This window comes from Teichococcus aestuarii (genome assembly GCF_042651065.1).
Classification (GTDB): Bacteria; Pseudomonadota; Alphaproteobacteria; order Acetobacterales; family Acetobacteraceae; genus Pseudoroseomonas; species Pseudoroseomonas aestuarii.
Genome location: NZ_JBHSCH010000036.1, coordinates 1 through 15,396, shown reverse-complemented (window position 1 = coordinate 15,396; position 15,396 = coordinate 1). Strand labels below are relative to the sequence as shown.

Genomic DNA, 15,396 nt, shown 5'->3' with positions numbered 1-15,396 from the left:
CCCCTGCTGCCAGAACTCCCCTGCGATCCTAGCCAAGCCGGGCCAGGATCGGAAGATTGACTGACAAACCGGGAGGGGCTCAATCCGCCTTCGCGCCGGTCTCCCGGATGACGGCGCGCCAGCGCGCCGCCTCGCTGGCCATCAGCGCGCTGAGCGCGGCGGGCGTGACCTCGGGGGCGAGCTGCATGCCCTGGCTTTCCAGGAAGCGGCGCATCGCCTCCTGCCGCAGCGCGCCCTCCAGCGCCCGGCGCAGCGCCTCCCGCGCCGGCGCCGGCGTGGCCGCCGGCACCACCAGCCCGAAGAACACGGAGGCGTCGTAGCCCGGCAGCCCCTGCTCGGCGATGGTGGGCGTCTCCGGCAGCACGGCCGAGCGGGCCGCCGTGGTGACGCCCAGCGCCCGCAGCCGGCCGGACTGGATGTGCGGCAGGGCGGTCAGCACATCGGTGAACACCATGGCGATGTGGCCGGCCAGCACGTCGTTCAGCGCCGGGCCGGTGCCGCGATAGGGAATGTGCTCGAAGCGCGTGCCCGCCATGCTGTTGAACAGCGCGCCCGACAGGTGCGAGGAGGCGCCATTGCCCGAGGAGCCGAAGGCCAGCGCCCGCCCGCCCTTGCCCAGCGCCACCAGCTCCGCGACCGAGCGGGCGGGAATGTCCGGATGCACCGCCAGCACGTTCGGGATGCGCCCGAGCGGCCCGACCGGGGCGAAATCCTTCAGCGGGTCATAGGTCTGGCCAGGATAGAGCATCTGGTTGATGGCCAGGGGGCCGGAGGTGCCGAACAGCACCGTCTGCCCGTCGGCGGCGGCGCGCGCCACGTATTCGGCGCCGACATTGCCGCCGGCCCCGGCGCGGTTCTCCACCACCACCGTCTGGCCCAGGACCTCCTGCAGCAGCATGGCGAGGCGGCGGGCGATCAGGTCGGTCGGGCCGCCGGGGGCGAAGGGGACCACCAGGCTCAGCACCTTGCCGCCCGGCTGCGCCAGGGCGGAGAGGGGAAAGGCGGCGAGGGGCAGGGCGGCCGCCGCAAGGGCGGCGCCCAGGGCGCGGCGGCCGATCATGCCACCGCTCCCGCGCCCTGGCCGGGGTCGGCCAGCAGTGGCGCCAGCTCCGCCTCCGTCTCCGGCGTGCCGGGTGCCAGCGGGTCGCGCGGCAGCACGCGGTGCCGCAGCACCAGCCGCGCCAGGGCCAGGCGCTCCGGCAGGCCGAGCTGCCCGGCCTCCCAGGCCAGGGCGGCGGCGGAGGTCAGGTGGTAGAGGGCGGAGGCCGCCTGCCGCGCCAGCTCCGGCCTCTCCTGGGCCTGGGCGGCCAGGGCCAGGGCGCGCTCCAGCGCCGCCGGCGCCTCGGGCAGCGCGCCGGCATTGCCGAGCAGCTCTAGCACGTGCCGTTGCAGCACGGGCAGCGAGCCCTCCCGCTGCGCCGCCCGCAGCACGTCGAGCGCCACGATGTTGCTGGTGCCCTCCCAGATGCTGCCGAGATGCGCGTCGCGCAGCAGCCGCGCGTCGGACCATTCCTCGATGTAGCCGCAGCCGCCGCGCACCTCCATGGCGTCGCCCGTCACCTTGCGGGCGTCGCGGCAGGCGCGGAACTTCAGCAGCGGCGTCAGGATGCGCAGCAGCGCATAGGCGCCCTCCTCCCCGGCATCGGCGCGGCGCAGCGCCTCGGCGGCCTGGAACACCATGCTGCGCGCCTGCTCGGCCGGCAGCAGCAGCTTGAGGAGCTGGCGCCGCATCAGCGGCATCTCCACCAGCCGGCGGCCGAAGGCGACGCGGCGGTGGGCGATGAACAGCGCCTCGGTCGCCGCGCGGCGCATCAGCCCGGCGGCGCGCACGCCGTTGGAGAGGCGCGAGTTGTTCACCATGTCCGCCATCTGGCGGAAGCCGGCCTCCGGCTCGCCCACCAGCCAGGCCGTGGCGCCCTCCAGCCGGATCTCGCCGCTGGCCATGGAGCGGGTGCCGAGCTTGGCCTTCAGCCGCTGGATGCGGTAGCGGTTGGGCCGGCCATCCGGCAGGATGCGCGGCAGCAGGAAGAGCGAGACGCCGCGCAGCCCGGGCGGCCCGCCCTCGCGCCGCGCCAGCACCATGGCGAGGTCCGCATCCGGGTTGGAGCAGAACCACTTGTCGCCGGAGAGCGCCCAGCTGCCATCCGCCTGCGGCGCGGCGGTGACGACGGTGGCCGCGATGTCGCTGCCGGCGCCCTGCTCGGTCATGAACATCGCGCCCTGGTGCAGGGTGTCGAGATCCTGGCTGGTGAGGGCGGGCAGGTAGCGCGCCACCAGCGCCGGTCCGCCGAACTTGCGCAGGGTGCGCGTCAGGCTGTCGGTCATGCTGACCGGGCAGCACAGGCCGAACTCCGCCTGCACCAGCAGGTAGGTGAGGAGGTACTTGGCGGCGGGCGGCATCGGCGCGTCCCAGCCCAGCACGCCGCCGCGGTGGGAGAGCGCCGCCAGCCCGTACTCGCCGAAGGCGATGCGCTCCATCTCCCGGTAGGCCGGATGGTACTCGATGGATTGCGCGTCCTCGCCGCGCCGGTTGCGGCTGTGCAGCACGGGCGGGTTGCGGTCGGCGGCCGCGGCCAGCGTGTCTAGCGGGCCGCCGGCCAGGCCGCCCAGCCGGTCCAGATGCGGCGCCAGATGCGCCAGCAGGTCGGGCGGCAGGTAGAGTCCGGCGAGGCGCTGCAGCACCGGATCGGCGCGCCAGAGATTGAGTCCGTGGCTGTCGGGCACGGCGGCGGCACCGCTCGGCGGCGCCAGGGCGGCTGCGCCGGGAGGCGGCGCGGGAGGGCGGAGATGCATGGCGTTCGCCTCGTTCGGTCGTTTCGTCCCGCGCCGATCCTGGGCAGCGGCCCCCGCGCGCGCCAGCCGATTTCTCCGCAGGGGGTTTTGCGCTAGGCTCACACCCCTCCATGACCTACCGACGCCTGCCCTCGCTTTCCGCGCTGCGCTGCTTCGAGGCGGCGGCCCGCCATGGCAGCCTCAGCCGTGCCGCGGCCGAGCTGCATGTGACGCCCGGCGCCGTCAGCCGCCAGGTACGGGCGCTGGAGGAGGAGCTGCGCGTGGCGCTGTTCCTGCGCGGCCCCGGCGGCGTGACGCCCACCCCGGCCGGCGAGACCCTCTTCGCCGCCGCCCGCGCGGGGCTGGACCGGCTGGCGGAGGGCGTCGCGCAGGCCACCGCGCCGGCACCGCGCCAGGCGCTGACGGTCGGCGCCTATGCCCTCTTCGCCAGCCGCTGGCTGATCCCGCGCTGGCCGCGGCTGCAGGCGCGCCACCCGGGGCTCGACATCACCCTCGTCACCACAGCCGACCCGCTGGCGCTCTCGCCCGGGCGGTTCGACGCGGTGATCGCCGTGGCGGGGCCGGCGGCGCGGCCGGGGCTGCTGGTGCAGCCCCTCGTGCCGATCGAGACGGTGCCGGTCTGCACCCCCGCTTTGGCCGGACCGCAGGGCTTCCGCTGGGAAGGCAAGCCGCTCCTGCATTCCCGCCAGCGCCCGCGGGACTGGGCCCGCTGGCTGGCGGCGGCCGGGGTGGAGGGGCCGGACCCGCGCCAGGGCGCCGCCTTCGAGAGCATCGGCCTCGCCATCGACGCGGCGGCGAGCGGCCTCGGCGTGGCACTGGCGATCCGCGCCCTGATCGGGCCGGACCTGGAGGCGGGGCGGGTGGTCGTGCCGGTGCCCTTCGCGCGGCGCAGCGCGCATGGCTTCGTGCTGCTCTGCGAGGCGGCGCGCGCCGCGGAGGCCGGGCTGGCGGCCTTCCGCCACTGGCTGGCCGAGGAAGCCGGCATGCCCCCCGCCTGAGCGGCGCCCCTACCGGACCAGCACCACCAGCTCGGAATAGGGCGGCAGCAGCGGGTCGGCCGTGTAGAGCCGCACCGGCTCGGCCATGGCCTGGGCGATCAGCAGATGGTCGAACGGGTCCCGGTGGTGCTGCGGCAGCCCGGCGACCAGCATGGCGGCGGAGGCGCGCACCGGCAGCTCGACGAAGCCCGTGTCGAGTGCCGCGCGGAGGATGCGCTGCGGGTCGAAGGCGAAGTCCGCCCGGCCCAGCCGCGCCTTGATGGCGATTTCCCAGAGGCTGGCGGCGCTGAACAGCACCTCGTTCTCCGGCTCCTCCAGCGCGGCGCGGGCCTCGGGGCCGAGCCGGTGCGGCTCGGCCAGCGCCCAGAGCAGGATGTGGGTGTCCAGCAGCAGGCGCATCAGCCCGCCTCGAAGCCGGACAGCACCTCCTCGGGCAGTGGCGCGTCGAAATCCGCCGGGATGGAGAGCTGCCCCGCCAGCCGCCCCAGGCGCCGCCGCGGCCGCGCCGGCGCCTCCTCGAGCGGGACCAGCCGGGCCACGGGCCGCCCGGCGCGCGCGATGAGGATTTCCTCGCCCGCCGCCGCCGCATCGACGAGGCGGGAGAGGTGCGTCTTGGCGGCGTGGATGTTGACCGTCTGCATGGCGGGCCTCCTGCGCTCCTTCATAGCGGGGCCTATCAGACTTAGTCCAGTCTGGTTGCATGTGCGCGGGCGCCTGCCGCCGGGTGGCCTCAGCCCCCGGGCCGCAGCAGGGGCAGCACCTCGCGCTCCGCCCCGGCATCGCCGGCGAAGCGGATCTCTCCCAGCAGGAAGGCCGTGGCGTCGCGGATCTCGCCCTCCAGTTCGCGCGCGGCAGCCATGCCGTCGCCCAGGCGCAGGGCCTGCAGGATCGGCGCGTGGCGGTGGGCGTGCTCGGCCGGGCGGCCCATCAGCACCCAGCGCGCCTCCCAGAAGAGCGGGCCGCGCCGCAGCCACAGGCTTTCGATCATCCCCAGCAGCAGCGGCGCCTCGGCCATGCGGTAGAGGGTGAAGAGGAACTCCCGGTCCACGCGCAGGAAGTCTTCCGGCCGGCCGGAGCCGCGGACCCCGGCATGTTCCTCCAGCAGCCGCTCCAGCGTGGCCAGGGTGGCGGCGTCGAGCCGTGGCGCGGCCAGGCGCAGGGCGAGCGGCTCCAGCGCCGCGCGCACCTCGCCCAGCTCCAGGAAGGCCGCGCGGGTGAGGCGGGGCACGATGGCGGTGCCGGAGGGCGTGAGGTCCAGCGCCTGCTCCGCCGCCAGCCGGCGCAGCGCGGCGCGCACCGGCATCGGGCTGGTGCCGAGCGAGGTGGCGATGCGCCGCAGGGAAAGCTTGTCGCCCGGCGCGAAGGTGCCTTCCACCAGGGCCTGCCGGAGCCGGCGATAGGCCTGTTCCTCCAGGGGCGGCAAGGCGGAATGCGATTCAGGCGGATTCATCGAGATTCCTGTTGCTGGCATTTTGTGATCACAATAGCATCGCTCCTGAGATGGCATATGGTGCTGCGCCAGGCCGTCGCATCCTGTTTAGCGTGCGCCGGCCCGCATGGCAGTCGGGGGGCTGCCGGGCCATCGCCAAGCCCCTGTGGAGAGACCTGCATGAGTTCGGCCACCGCCCTGCGCCGCAACAGCGATCTCGGCACCGCGCTGGAGGAGGCCCGCGCGGCCTATGCCGCCGCGCGGCCGCGCAGCGCCGCCCTGCACGAGCGCGCCAGCGAGGTGATGCCGGGCGGCAACACCCGCTCCGTCCTCGCCTACGGCCCGTTCCCCACCGCCATGGCGCGCGGCGAGGATTGCCGCCTGTGGGACCTGGACGGCCACGCCTATCTCGACCTCTGCGGCGAATACACGGCCGGGCTGTTCGGCCATTCCGAGCCGCGCATCCACAAGGCGCTGCACGCCACGCTGGAGGGCGGCATCAACCTCGCCGCGGTGGGGCAGGGGGAGGAGAGGCTGGCCCGCCTGCTGTGCGGCCGCTTCCCCTCGCTGCAGCGGCTGCGCTTCACCAACAGCGGCACCGAGGCCAACCTGATGGCGCTGACGGCCGCGCGCGGCTTCACCGGGCGCAACACCATCATGGTGATGCAGGGCGGCTACCATGGCGGGGTGCTCACCTTCCCGCTGGCGGGGCCGAGCCCGGCCACCCTGCCGCTGCCCTTCCTGCCCACGCCCTACAATGACAGCGCCGAGGCCACCCGCCTGGCCCGCGCCCATGCGCAGGACCTGGCCGCCATCATCGTCGAGCCGATGCTGGGCGGCGGCGGCTGCATTCCGGCAGCGCCGGAATTCCTCGCCACGCTGCGCGCCCTGGCCGACGAGACCGGCGCCGTGCTGATCTTCGACGAGGTGATGACCTCCCGCATGTCGGGCGGCGGGCTGCAGGCACGGCTCGGCATCACGCCGGACATGACCTGCCTCGGCAAGTATATCGGCGGCGGCATGAGTTTCGGCGCCTTCGGCGGGCGGGCCGACATCATGGCGCAGTTCGAGAGCCGGGTGCCGCATGCCGGCACCTTCAACAACAACGTGCTGACCATGGCCGCCGGCGCCGTCGCGATGGGCGAGATCTTCACCGCCGAGGCGGCCGAGGCGCTGTTCCAGCGGGGCGAGGCGCTGCGCGGGCGGCTGAACGCAGCGGGGCGCGCGGCGGGCGTGCCGCTCGGCTTCACCGGGCTCGGCTCGATGATGACGGTGCATTTCCGCCAGCCCCTGCCGGACCGCCCCTATGCCGCCACCCCCGCCGAGGAGGGCCTGCGGGAACTGTTCTTCTTCGACATGCTGGCGGCCGGCCTCTACCTGGCGCGGCGCGGCATGGTGGCGCTGAGCCTGCCGGTGGGCGAGGCGGAGATGGACCGCTTCGTCGCCGCCGTGGGCGAGTTCGCCGAATCCCGCGCCGCGCTGCTGCGCGCCGGCGGCGTGGCCCCCTAGCAGGAGGCGGAGGAGGAGCGGCCCGCGGCCCTTCCTCCCGCCATCTCCGCCACCCGCTGCAAGACGAACAAGGCCGCCCGCAAGGCCTGGACTGGGGAAACGCCGATCGGCTCGCCGGACGCGACCGGACGCATGGCGATCGGGCTGCAAATCTTGGGAGACCACAGATGCATCGTCGCCGCTTCATCGCGACCGCCGCCGGCCTCGCCGCCGCCGGAGCCGCCCCGCCGCTGCGCGCGGCCGGCTCCGCGGCGCGCGTGCTGCGCTTCGTGCCGCAGGCCAACCTCACGGCGCTGGACCCGATCTGGACCACCGCCGCCGTCACCACCAACCACGCCTACAACGTGTTCGACACGCTCTACGGCCTGGACGACGAGTTGCGCGTGCGCCCGCAGATGGCCGAGGGCCACACCGTCTCGCAGGATGGCCTCACCTGGGAGGTGCGCCTGCGCGAGGGCCTGCGCTGGCACGACGGGGAGAAGGTGCTGGCGCGCGACTGCGCCGCCAGCCTCGATCGCTGGGCACGGCGCGACACCTTCGGCCAGTCCCTGGCCGCGCGCGTCGCGGAATGGGGCACCGCGGATGACCGCACCATCCGCATCCGGCTGCACCGGCCCTTTCCGCTGATGCTGGAGGCGCTGGCCAAGAGCGCCGCCATCATCCCCTTCATGATGCCGGAGCGCCTGGCGCGCACCGATCCGTTCAAGCAGGTGACGGAGATGGTGGGCTCCGGCCCCTACCGCTTCCTGCCCGGCGAATACGTCTCCGGCAGCCGCGTCGCCTATGCGCGCTTCGACGGCTACGTGCCGCGCCAGGAGCCGCCGCAGCGCAGCAGCGGTGGCAAGGTGGCGCATTTCGACCGCATCGAGTGGCATGTGATGCCGGATGCCGCGACCGCCGCCGCCGCCTTGCAGGCCGGCGAGATCGACTGGTGGGACCAGGTGCACCCGGACCTAGCGCCGCTGCTGCAGCGCAACCGCCGGGTGAAGGTCGCCGTCAACGACCCGATGGGCTACATCGGCACGCTGCGCTTCAACTGCCTGCACGCGCCCTTCGACAACGCCGCCATCCGCCACGCCCTCCTCTACGCCGCCAAGCAGGAGGACTACATGCGGGCGGTCACGGCGAACGACCCGGAGCTGTTCCGCCTCTGCCCCTCCATGTGGCCCTGCGGCACGCCCTACGGCACCGAGGCGGGGTCTGAGCCGCTGCAGGGGCCACGCGACCTGGGGCGCGCCAAGGCGATGCTGCGCGATGCCGGCTACAAGGGCGAGCGCGTCGTCATCCTCAACCCGACGGACATGCCCAGCATGGCGCCCTTCGGCCTGGTGACGGCCGACCTGCTGCGGCGCCTGGACATGAATGTCGAGCTGGTGGAGACCGACTGGGGCTCCGTGGTGCAGCGCCGCTCCAGCCGCGCGCCAGTGGAGCAGGGTGGCTGGAGCATCTTCCACACCTGGTGGCCCTCCCTCTCCATCTACACGCCGGCGATCAATCCCGTGCTGCGCGGCCAGGGGGACAAGGGCTGGTTCGGCTGGTACGAGAACGCCGCGGTGGAGCGGATGGCGGAGGAATGGCTCAGCGCCCCCGACGAGGCCACCCGGGCCGCCATCGCCGAGCAGATCCAGCGCGTCTCCTTCGAGCAGGCGCCGATCATCCCGCTGGGCCAGTTCTTCATGCGCACCGCCTACCGCACAGACCTCAGCGGCTTCCTGACCGGCAGCGTGCCGTATGCGTGGAACGTGCGGCGTGGCTGAGGCGGGGCGCGACCCATCGGGCAAGGAGAGAGGGAACGACATGACGAGGCTGACGCGCGACGAGATGCGGGGCAAGGCACAGACGGTGCTGGGGCTGATCGACCCCGCCGGGCTCGGCTCCACCCTGATGCACGAGCACCTGATCTGGAACATCACCCCGCCGCCCGAGCGGGACAAGCCGCTCGGCGAGCTCGACCTCGGGCGGTGGTGGGATCTGCAGACCCGCACGGTGAAGGACTACCGCAACTCGACGCAGCTCGATGTGGGCGTGGCGACGCGCGCGGCGGCGGAGGTGGTGCAGCATGGCGGCCGCACCATCGTCGAGCTGACCATCGGCGGGCTGATGCCGGACCCGGAGGGGCTGGCCCGGGCGTCGCGCGAGAGCGGCGCGCAGATCGTCATGGGCTGCGGCCACTACGTGCATGACTACCAGGACCCGGCGAACGAGGCCCGCGGCGTCGATGAGCTGGCGCAGGAGATGGTGGACCAGATCCAGCTCGGCGCCTGGGGCACCGATGTGCGCGCCGGGCTGCTCGGCGAGATCGGCTGCCAGTGGCCCTGGACCGACCTCGAGAAGAAGATGCTGCACGCCGCCTGCCTGGCGCAGCAGGAGACCGGCGCGGCGCTCACCATCCACCCCGCCCGCGACCAGGACCACCCGTGGATGCTGGTCGAGTTCCTGCGCGCGCATGGCGCCGACCTCGCGCGCACCATCATCGACCATATCGACCGCACCATCTTCGACGACGAGCGGCTGTTCCGCCTGGCCGATGCGGGCGTCATCCTGGAATGGGATCTGTTCGGCCAGGAGAGCTGCTATTACCAGCCGAACCCGGACATCGACCTGCCGAACGACGCGCAGCGCCTGCGCGACATCCGCCGCGTCATCGACCGCGGCCATGGCGACCAGGTCGTCATCAGCCACGACATCTGCCACATCGTGCAGATGACCGAGTTCGGCGGCCATGGCTACGCGCACATCTACAAGAAGGTCATCCCGCTGATGCGCCGGCGCGGCTTCAGCGAGGCGGAGATCGACGCGATCATGGTGGGCACGCCGCGCCGGCTGCTGACCTTCGTCTGACGCGCGCGCGGGGAGGGGGCGTGCCCTCCCCGGAGCGGCATCAGCGGCGCGGACCGCCCGCGCCGCGCCGCGCCGTTCAGGACTGGCCGAGCACGCCGTCCACGCGCCGCCACAGCCCCATCGGGTTGCCGTCGCGCAGCGCCTCCGGCAGCAGCGCCGCCGGCATGTCCTGGTAGCAGACCGGCCGCAGGAAACGGCCGATGGCCAGGGTGCCGACGGAGGTGGAGCGGCCATCGGAGGTGGACGGATACGGCCCGCCATGCACCATGGCGTGGCTGACCTCCACGCCTGTCGGGTAGCCGTTCACCAGGATGCGGCCGACCCGCCGCTCGAGCACCGGGAGCAGCCGGCGCGCCATCTCGACATCGCCCTCCTCCATCTGGATGGTGGCGGTGAGCTGCCCCTCCAGCCCCTCGGCGAGGCGGAGCATGGTCTCGGCATCCGGGCAGCGGATGACGAGGGAGGCGGCGCCGAACACCTCCTCGGCCAGGGCCGGGTCGGCCATGAAGTGCTCGGCCGTGGTCTCGAACAGCGCGGCCTCGCCCTGGGTGGCGGCGCTGGCCACCTGCCCCGAGGCGACCTTGCGCACGCGGTTGTTGCCGGCGAGGTGCGAGATGCCGGCCTGGTAGGCGCCGAGGATGCCGGGGGTCAGCATGGTCTGCGCCGGGGCGCCGCCCAGCGCCTCTGTCGCGGCGCCGAGGAAGGTCTCCAGCTCCGGGCCGTCCAGGGCCAGCACGAGGCCTGGATTGGTGCAGAACTGCCCGGCGCCGAGGGTGAGGGAGCCGACGAAGGCCTTGCCGATGCCGGCGGCGCGGCTGGCCATCGCCTGCGGCAGCAGGAAGACGGGGTTGATGCTGCTCATCTCGGCATAGACCGGGATCGGCTCGGGGCGGGCGGCGGCCGTCTTCATCAGGGCGGTGCCGCCGGCGCGGGAGCCGGTGAAGCCCACCGCCTTGATGCGCGGATCGGCGACCAGCCCCTGCCCGACCACCTGGCCCGAGCCGAACAGCAGGGAGAACACGCCTTCCGGCAGGCCGCGGGCCTTGACGGCGGACTGGATGGCGCGGCCGACCAGCTCAGAGGTGCCGGGATGGGCGGAATGCGCCTTCACCACCACCGGGCAGCCCGCGGCCAGGGCCGAGGCGGTGTCGCCGCCGCCCACCGAGAAGGCGAGCGGGAAGTTGGAGGCCCCGAACACCGCCACGGGGCCGAGCGGGATCATGCGCAGGCGCAGATCCGGGCGCGGCAGCGGCTGGCGGTCGGGCAGAGCGGGATCGATGCGGGCATTGAGGTAGGTGCCGTCCCGCACCTCCTTGGCGAAGAGGCGGAGCTGGCCGACGGTGCGGCCGCGCTCGCCCTCCAGCCGGCCGCGCGGCAGGCCGCTCTCCGCCATGGCGCGGGTGATCAGCGCGTCGCCGATGTCGAGGATGGCCTGGGCGCAGGCCTCCAGGAAGCCGGCGCGAATCTCGGGCGTGGTCTCGCGGTAGCTGTCGAAGGCCTGCCAGGCCAGGGCGCAGGCACGCTCCACATCCGCCGCCGTGCCACCGCCGAAGGCGGGCTCCATCGGCTGGCCGGTGGCCGCCTCGATCGCACGGATGGGTTTGTCGGTGCCGCGCAGGGCCGTGGCGCCGATCAGCATCTCGCCGGAAATGGACATGGACGCTTCCTTTCTGTCCGTCAGAAGGCACCGGGTTCCGCCGCGGCAGGGCCTGCGTCGTTTCGGTCCGTTGCCGACCTGCCTTACAGGCTGCGCGGGAATGGCGCCATACGCACGCCGGCCAGGAGCGGCACGGCCTAGCTTCCAGGCCATGTCTACTTTCCATAATATATATTCTAGGGTTTCTTTGCTCGTGGGGCCGGCACCGTTTTCCACGGGAGCGAAACAGCGGCTTGACCCACCGGGCCGGCTTGAAAACAGTGGCGGGCATGGCCCAGACCGCGCCCCGCCCCCTGCCGCCGAGCCTCTACGCGCGGACCGCCGCCCCGGCGCCGGACACGCCGCCGCTGCCGGGCGATACCAGCACGGATGTCGCCATCATCGGCGGCGGCTTCACCGGCCTGTCCACGGCGCTGCATCTGGCCGAGCGTGGCATCCCCACCACCGTGCTGGAGGCGCATGAGCCCGGCTGGGGTGCCTCCGGCCGCAATGGCGGCCAGGTGAATCCCGGCCTGAAGCACGCGCCGGATGCGGTGGAGGCCCGCTTCGGCCCGGATCTGGGCCGCCGCATGGTCGCCTTCAGCCACGCCGCGCCCGATTACGTGTTCGAGCTGGTCCGCCGCCACCAGATCCGTTGCGAGGCACGGCAGGATGGAACGCTGCGCGTGGCCACCAGCCCCGCCGCGGCGGCGGAGCTGCGCCTTCTGCACCGCGCCTGCCTGGAGCGCGGCATGCCGGTGCGGCTGCTGGAGGGCGCGGCGCTGCAAGAGGCGGTGGGCACGGCCTTCTATCCGCTCGGCTTCCTCGATCCGCGCGGCGGGCATCTCAACCCGCTGGGCTATGCGCGCGGCTTGGCGCGTGCCGCCCAGGCGCTGGGGGCGCGGGTGCATGGCGGCACGCCGGCCACCGCCCTGCGGCGGGAGGCGGATGGGTGGCGGGTGGAGACGCCGCAGGGCGTGGTGCGGGCGCGGCAGGTCCTGCTCGCCACCAACGGCTATTCCGGCGGGCTCTGGCCTGGGCTGGCGGAGAGCATCGTGCCCGTGTTCAGCGCCATCCGCGCCACGGAGCCACTGCCGCCCGGCGTGGCGGCCGGCATCGTGCCGTTCCGGGGCGCGGTGTTCGAGACGGGCCGCATCACCGTCTACTACCGCATGGACGAGGCGGGGCGGCTGCTGATGGGTGGCCGCGGGCCGCAGCGCGAGCTGGCGGACCCGGAGCGGCTGGACTACCTGATGCGCCATGCCGGGCGGCTGTGGCCGCAATTGCGCGGCGCGCGCTGGGCCGAGGGCTGGAACGGCCAGCTCGCCGTGACGCCCGACCACTACCCGCATGTGCACGCGCCGGCCCCGGGCCTGCTCTGCTGCCTGGGCTACAACGGCCGTGGCGTCGCCCTGGCCAGCCATATGGGCCGCCTCCTCGCCGCCCGGCTGGCGGAGGGCGAGGCGGCCGCCTTCGACATGCCCGTGCTGCCGCTGAAGCCGATGCCGCTGCACCGCTTCTGGCGCCTCGGCGTCTGGGCCGGGGTGTGGCGCGGGCGGCTGCTGGACGGGCTGGGGCTGTAGCCGCCCCGCCGTCTCAGGCCGCCAGCGCCATGCCGTCCCGCTGCGGGTCGGCGCCGCCCTCGATGCGGCCATCCGGCAGGCGACGCAGCCCGTGCGGGGCGCCGAAGGCATAGCTCTGGTAGGAGCGGGCGACCGGGTAGCCCATCCCCTCCAGCGCCCGCGCCACGCCCTGCGGGATGCGGTTGGCCACGTCGATCGTGTCGCTCAGCGCGACGATGCGGGGCGCCGCCACGGCCTCGGCCATGCTCATGCCGAAATCGAGCACGTTCATCAGCGCCTGGGCGATCGCCGGCACGATGTAGGTGCCGCCCGGCGCGCTGAGGACAATGGCGGGATGCTCCCCCTCGAAGACCAGGGTGGGCGCCATGGCGCTGCCGCGGCTCTTGCCTGGCGCGATGGAGGCGGCGCGGCCCGGGCGCGGGTCGAAGCCGCTCATGCAGCCATTGTACATGAAGCCGAGGCCCGGGGTGATGACGCCGGAGGGAATGCCCAGCGTGTGCGTCAGCGAGACGGCGTTGCCCGCGCCGTCGATGACGCAGACCACGGTGGTGTCCGGCGGGTCCTTGGCCGCCGGCTCCCCGGCGCGGGGCACATGCGCCACCTCCCCGGCCTTGATGCGCGCGGCGATTTCGGCGGCGTAACCGGCCGAGAGCAGGCGGTCGAGCGGCACATCGACGAAGTCGGGGTCGCCCATGTGGCGGTCCTTGTCGATGGTCATCCACTTCATCGCCTCGGCCAGGATGCGGAGGTGCTCCGGCCCATTGTGCGGCAGGCTGGCGAGGTCGAAATGCTCCAGGATGTGCAGCAGCTCGATCAGCGAGCCGCCGCCCGCCGGCGGCGGGTTGGAGGCGATGCGCCGCCCCCGGTAGCTTCCCCAGACCGGCGCCTTCTCGCGCACGCGGTAGGCGGCGAGATCCCCGGCGGTGATCAGGCCGCCGCGCGCCGCCATGTCCGCCACCATCTCGCGCGCGATGTCGCCGCGGTAGAAGGCTTCCGCACCGCCCTCGGCGATGCGCTCCAGGGTGCGCGCCATCTCCGGGTTGCGCAGCGTGTCGCCGGGGCGCTTCATCCGGCCATCGGCGTGGAAGTAGACCTGCCGCCCCGTCTCGCTGAAGCGCAGCTTGTCCGCCACGTTCACCTGGCCGTCGCCGCCATGGTCGAGCGCCCAGTAATAGTGCATGTAGGGCCGCACCATGACGCCCTGGTGCGCCTGGGCGATGGCGGGCGCCATCACCGCCCGCAGGGGCATGGTGCCGAAGCGCGAGAGCGCCTCCGTGTAGCCCGCCACATTGCCCGGCGTGCCGATGGCGCCGTAGCCGATGTCGTTGCGCTGGTCGTCGAGCAGGAAGACGAAGCCGTCGCGCGACTGGCCGATGAAGCGGCCCTCCCACATGTCCTCGGTCGCCGCCAGGGGCGCGCGGGCGAAGAACTCCAGCACCGTGTGCACCCCCTGCGCCGGCAGGCAGAGCTGCATGGCGCCGAAGCCCCCGATGCCGCACATCTGCGGGTCCACCACCCCCTGCGCGAAGGCGCAGGCGATGGCGGCATCCACCGCGTTGCCCCCCTGGCGGAGGATCTCCACCCCCGCCTCGGCCGCCTCCGGCTGGGCCGCCACCACCATGCCGCGCATCGCGTCTCTCCCTCCTGGTTCCGTCTCTTGGTCAGTCCGGCGTGATGCCGGAGGCCTGGATCACCGGCGCCCAGGCGGCCACCTCCTGGCGCACGAAGGCCTGCGCCTCGTCCAGGTAGAGGCGGCCCGCCGTCGTCGCCGTCTCGGCGAAGCGGCGCTGCACGTTGGCCGTGCCCTGGGCGTGGCGCACCGCCTCGGCCAGCTTCTCCAGCACCGGGCGCGGCGTGCCGGCGGGGGCGGCGAGGCCAGCCCAGCCATCGGCCACCACATCCGGGTAGCCCAGTTCGCGGAAGGTCGGCACCTCCGGGAAGTCGGGCGAGCGCTGCGGCGCCGAGGTGGCCAGCGGCCGCAGGGCGCCGGAGCGGAGATGCGCGCTGGTGGCCGTCAGGCTGTCGAGCACGCTCGGCACCACGCCGGCCATGACGTCGGTGATGGCCTGGGTGGAGCCGCGATAGGGCACATGCTCCAGCACCACGCCGGTGGCCCTGGCCAGCCGCAGCCCGAGCAGGTGCGCGACGCCGCCGACGCCGGAGGTGCCGTAATCCATCGGCTTCGCCCGCGCCGCCGCCAAATACTCCGCCAGGCTGCGGATGGGCAGGCGCGGATCGACGCAGAGCAAATAGGGCGTGCCCATCATGATGGCGACATGCGCGAAGGAGCGGTCCGCATCGTACTGGATGCGGTCGCGGTAGAGGGTCTGGCCGATGGCCAGGCCGCTGATGGTGGTGATGAGCAGCGTGTAGCCATCGGCCGCCGCGCGCGCCACATAGCCGGTGCCGAGGGTGGAGCCGGCGCCGCCCCGGTTCTCCAGCACGATGCTCTGGCCGAGCACACCCGTCATCTCCTGCGCGATGACGCGGGCGGCGATGTCGGTCGCGCCGCCAGCGCCGAAGGGCACGATCATGCGGATGGGCTGGGCCTGCGGCCAGGGCGCCGCCTGCGCCGCCTCCGGCCGCGCCGGGGGGCGGCCCAGCACC

General features: G+C 73.6%; 13 protein-coding genes. 5 read left to right on the top strand and 8 right to left on the bottom strand.

Annotated elements, in window-relative coordinates:
* Positions 1-79 precede the first annotated feature (79 nt).
* Together ACFOY6_RS14320 and ACFOY6_RS14315 are read right to left on the bottom strand one after the other, a co-directional pair.
* The gene (locus ACFOY6_RS14320) at positions 80-1,060 is read right to left on the bottom strand and encodes a Bug family tripartite tricarboxylate transporter substrate binding protein (RefSeq protein WP_379651416.1); all 981 of its coding nucleotides are present in this window, start codon (positions 1,058-1,060) and stop codon (positions 80-82) included.
* Positions 1,057-2,793 carry an acyl-CoA dehydrogenase family protein gene (locus ACFOY6_RS14315; RefSeq protein WP_379651413.1) on the bottom strand — a complete coding sequence of 579 codons (1,737 nt, stop codon included), beginning with the start codon at positions 2,791-2,793 and terminating at the stop codon, positions 1,057-1,059. Before ACFOY6_RS14315 ends, ACFOY6_RS14320 begins: the two co-directional genes overlap by 4 nt.
* A gap of 110 nt (positions 2,794-2,903) precedes the next feature.
* Between ACFOY6_RS14315 and ACFOY6_RS14310 the strand changes: the two genes are divergently transcribed.
* Positions 2,904-3,791: a LysR substrate-binding domain-containing protein gene (locus ACFOY6_RS14310; protein WP_379651410.1), complete on the top strand. Its 888-nt coding sequence runs from the start codon at positions 2,904-2,906 to the stop codon at positions 3,789-3,791.
* A 9-nt stretch (positions 3,792-3,800) separates the two neighbouring features.
* Here the strand turns inward: ACFOY6_RS14310 and ACFOY6_RS14305 are convergent, their stop codons facing one another.
* The 3 genes from ACFOY6_RS14305 to ACFOY6_RS14295 form a co-directional block, all read right to left on the bottom strand.
* Entirely contained in the window at positions 3,801-4,190 is a 390-nt protein-coding gene (locus ACFOY6_RS14305) for a type II toxin-antitoxin system VapC family toxin (protein ID WP_109517067.1), read from the bottom strand.
* Positions 4,190-4,432: a type II toxin-antitoxin system Phd/YefM family antitoxin gene (locus tag ACFOY6_RS14300; protein ID WP_109517066.1), complete on the bottom strand. Its 243-nt coding sequence runs from the start codon at positions 4,430-4,432 to the stop codon at positions 4,190-4,192. The genes ACFOY6_RS14305 and ACFOY6_RS14300 overlap by 1 nt, the downstream gene beginning before the upstream one ends.
* A gap of 89 nt (positions 4,433-4,521) precedes the next feature.
* Positions 4,522-5,241: a GntR family transcriptional regulator gene (locus ACFOY6_RS14295; RefSeq protein ID WP_379637200.1), complete on the bottom strand. Its 720-nt coding sequence runs from the start codon at positions 5,239-5,241 to the stop codon at positions 4,522-4,524.
* A 159-nt stretch (positions 5,242-5,400) separates the two neighbouring features.
* Between ACFOY6_RS14295 and ACFOY6_RS14290 the strand changes: the two genes are divergently transcribed.
* The 3 genes from ACFOY6_RS14290 to ACFOY6_RS14280 all read left to right on the top strand — a co-directional run bounded on the left by ACFOY6_RS14290 (position 5,401) and on the right by ACFOY6_RS14280 (position 9,570).
* Positions 5,401-6,729 (top strand): aspartate aminotransferase family protein, encoded by a 1,329-nt coding sequence (locus tag ACFOY6_RS14290; protein WP_379651408.1) that lies wholly within the window; start codon positions 5,401-5,403, stop codon positions 6,727-6,729.
* A gap of 167 nt (positions 6,730-6,896) precedes the next feature.
* Positions 6,897-8,486 carry an ABC transporter substrate-binding protein gene (locus tag ACFOY6_RS14285; protein ID WP_379651406.1) on the top strand — a complete coding sequence of 530 codons (1,590 nt, stop codon included), beginning with the start codon at positions 6,897-6,899 and terminating at the stop codon, positions 8,484-8,486.
* A 40-nt stretch (positions 8,487-8,526) separates the two neighbouring features.
* Positions 8,527-9,570 carry a phosphotriesterase family protein gene (locus tag ACFOY6_RS14280; RefSeq protein ID WP_379651404.1) on the top strand — a complete coding sequence of 348 codons (1,044 nt, stop codon included), beginning with the start codon at positions 8,527-8,529 and terminating at the stop codon, positions 9,568-9,570.
* A 76-nt stretch (positions 9,571-9,646) separates the two neighbouring features.
* On the opposite strand, the gene ACFOY6_RS14275 is transcribed toward ACFOY6_RS14280, so the two are convergent.
* Positions 9,647-11,227 carry an aldehyde dehydrogenase (NADP(+)) gene (locus ACFOY6_RS14275; RefSeq protein ID WP_379651402.1) on the bottom strand — a complete coding sequence of 527 codons (1,581 nt, stop codon included), beginning with the start codon at positions 11,225-11,227 and terminating at the stop codon, positions 9,647-9,649.
* Between the two features lie 269 nt (positions 11,228-11,496).
* Here ACFOY6_RS14275 and ACFOY6_RS14270 point away from each other — a divergent pair, with 269 nt between their 5' ends.
* On the top strand, positions 11,497-12,789 hold the full coding sequence (locus ACFOY6_RS14270) for an NAD(P)/FAD-dependent oxidoreductase (RefSeq protein WP_379651400.1): 1,293 nt from the start codon (positions 11,497-11,499) through the stop codon (positions 12,787-12,789).
* 13 nt (positions 12,790-12,802) lie between these two features.
* On the opposite strand, the gene ggt is transcribed toward ACFOY6_RS14270, so the two are convergent.
* On the bottom strand, positions 12,803-14,419 hold the full coding sequence (gene ggt, locus ACFOY6_RS14265) for a gamma-glutamyltransferase (RefSeq protein ID WP_379651398.1): 1,617 nt from the start codon (positions 14,417-14,419) through the stop codon (positions 12,803-12,805).
* A 31-nt stretch (positions 14,420-14,450) separates the two neighbouring features.
* Positions 14,451-15,395 carry a Bug family tripartite tricarboxylate transporter substrate binding protein gene (locus ACFOY6_RS14260; RefSeq protein ID WP_379651396.1) on the bottom strand — a complete coding sequence of 315 codons (945 nt, stop codon included), beginning with the start codon at positions 15,393-15,395 and terminating at the stop codon, positions 14,451-14,453.
* Between the last annotated feature and the right edge of the window lies 1 nt (position 15,396).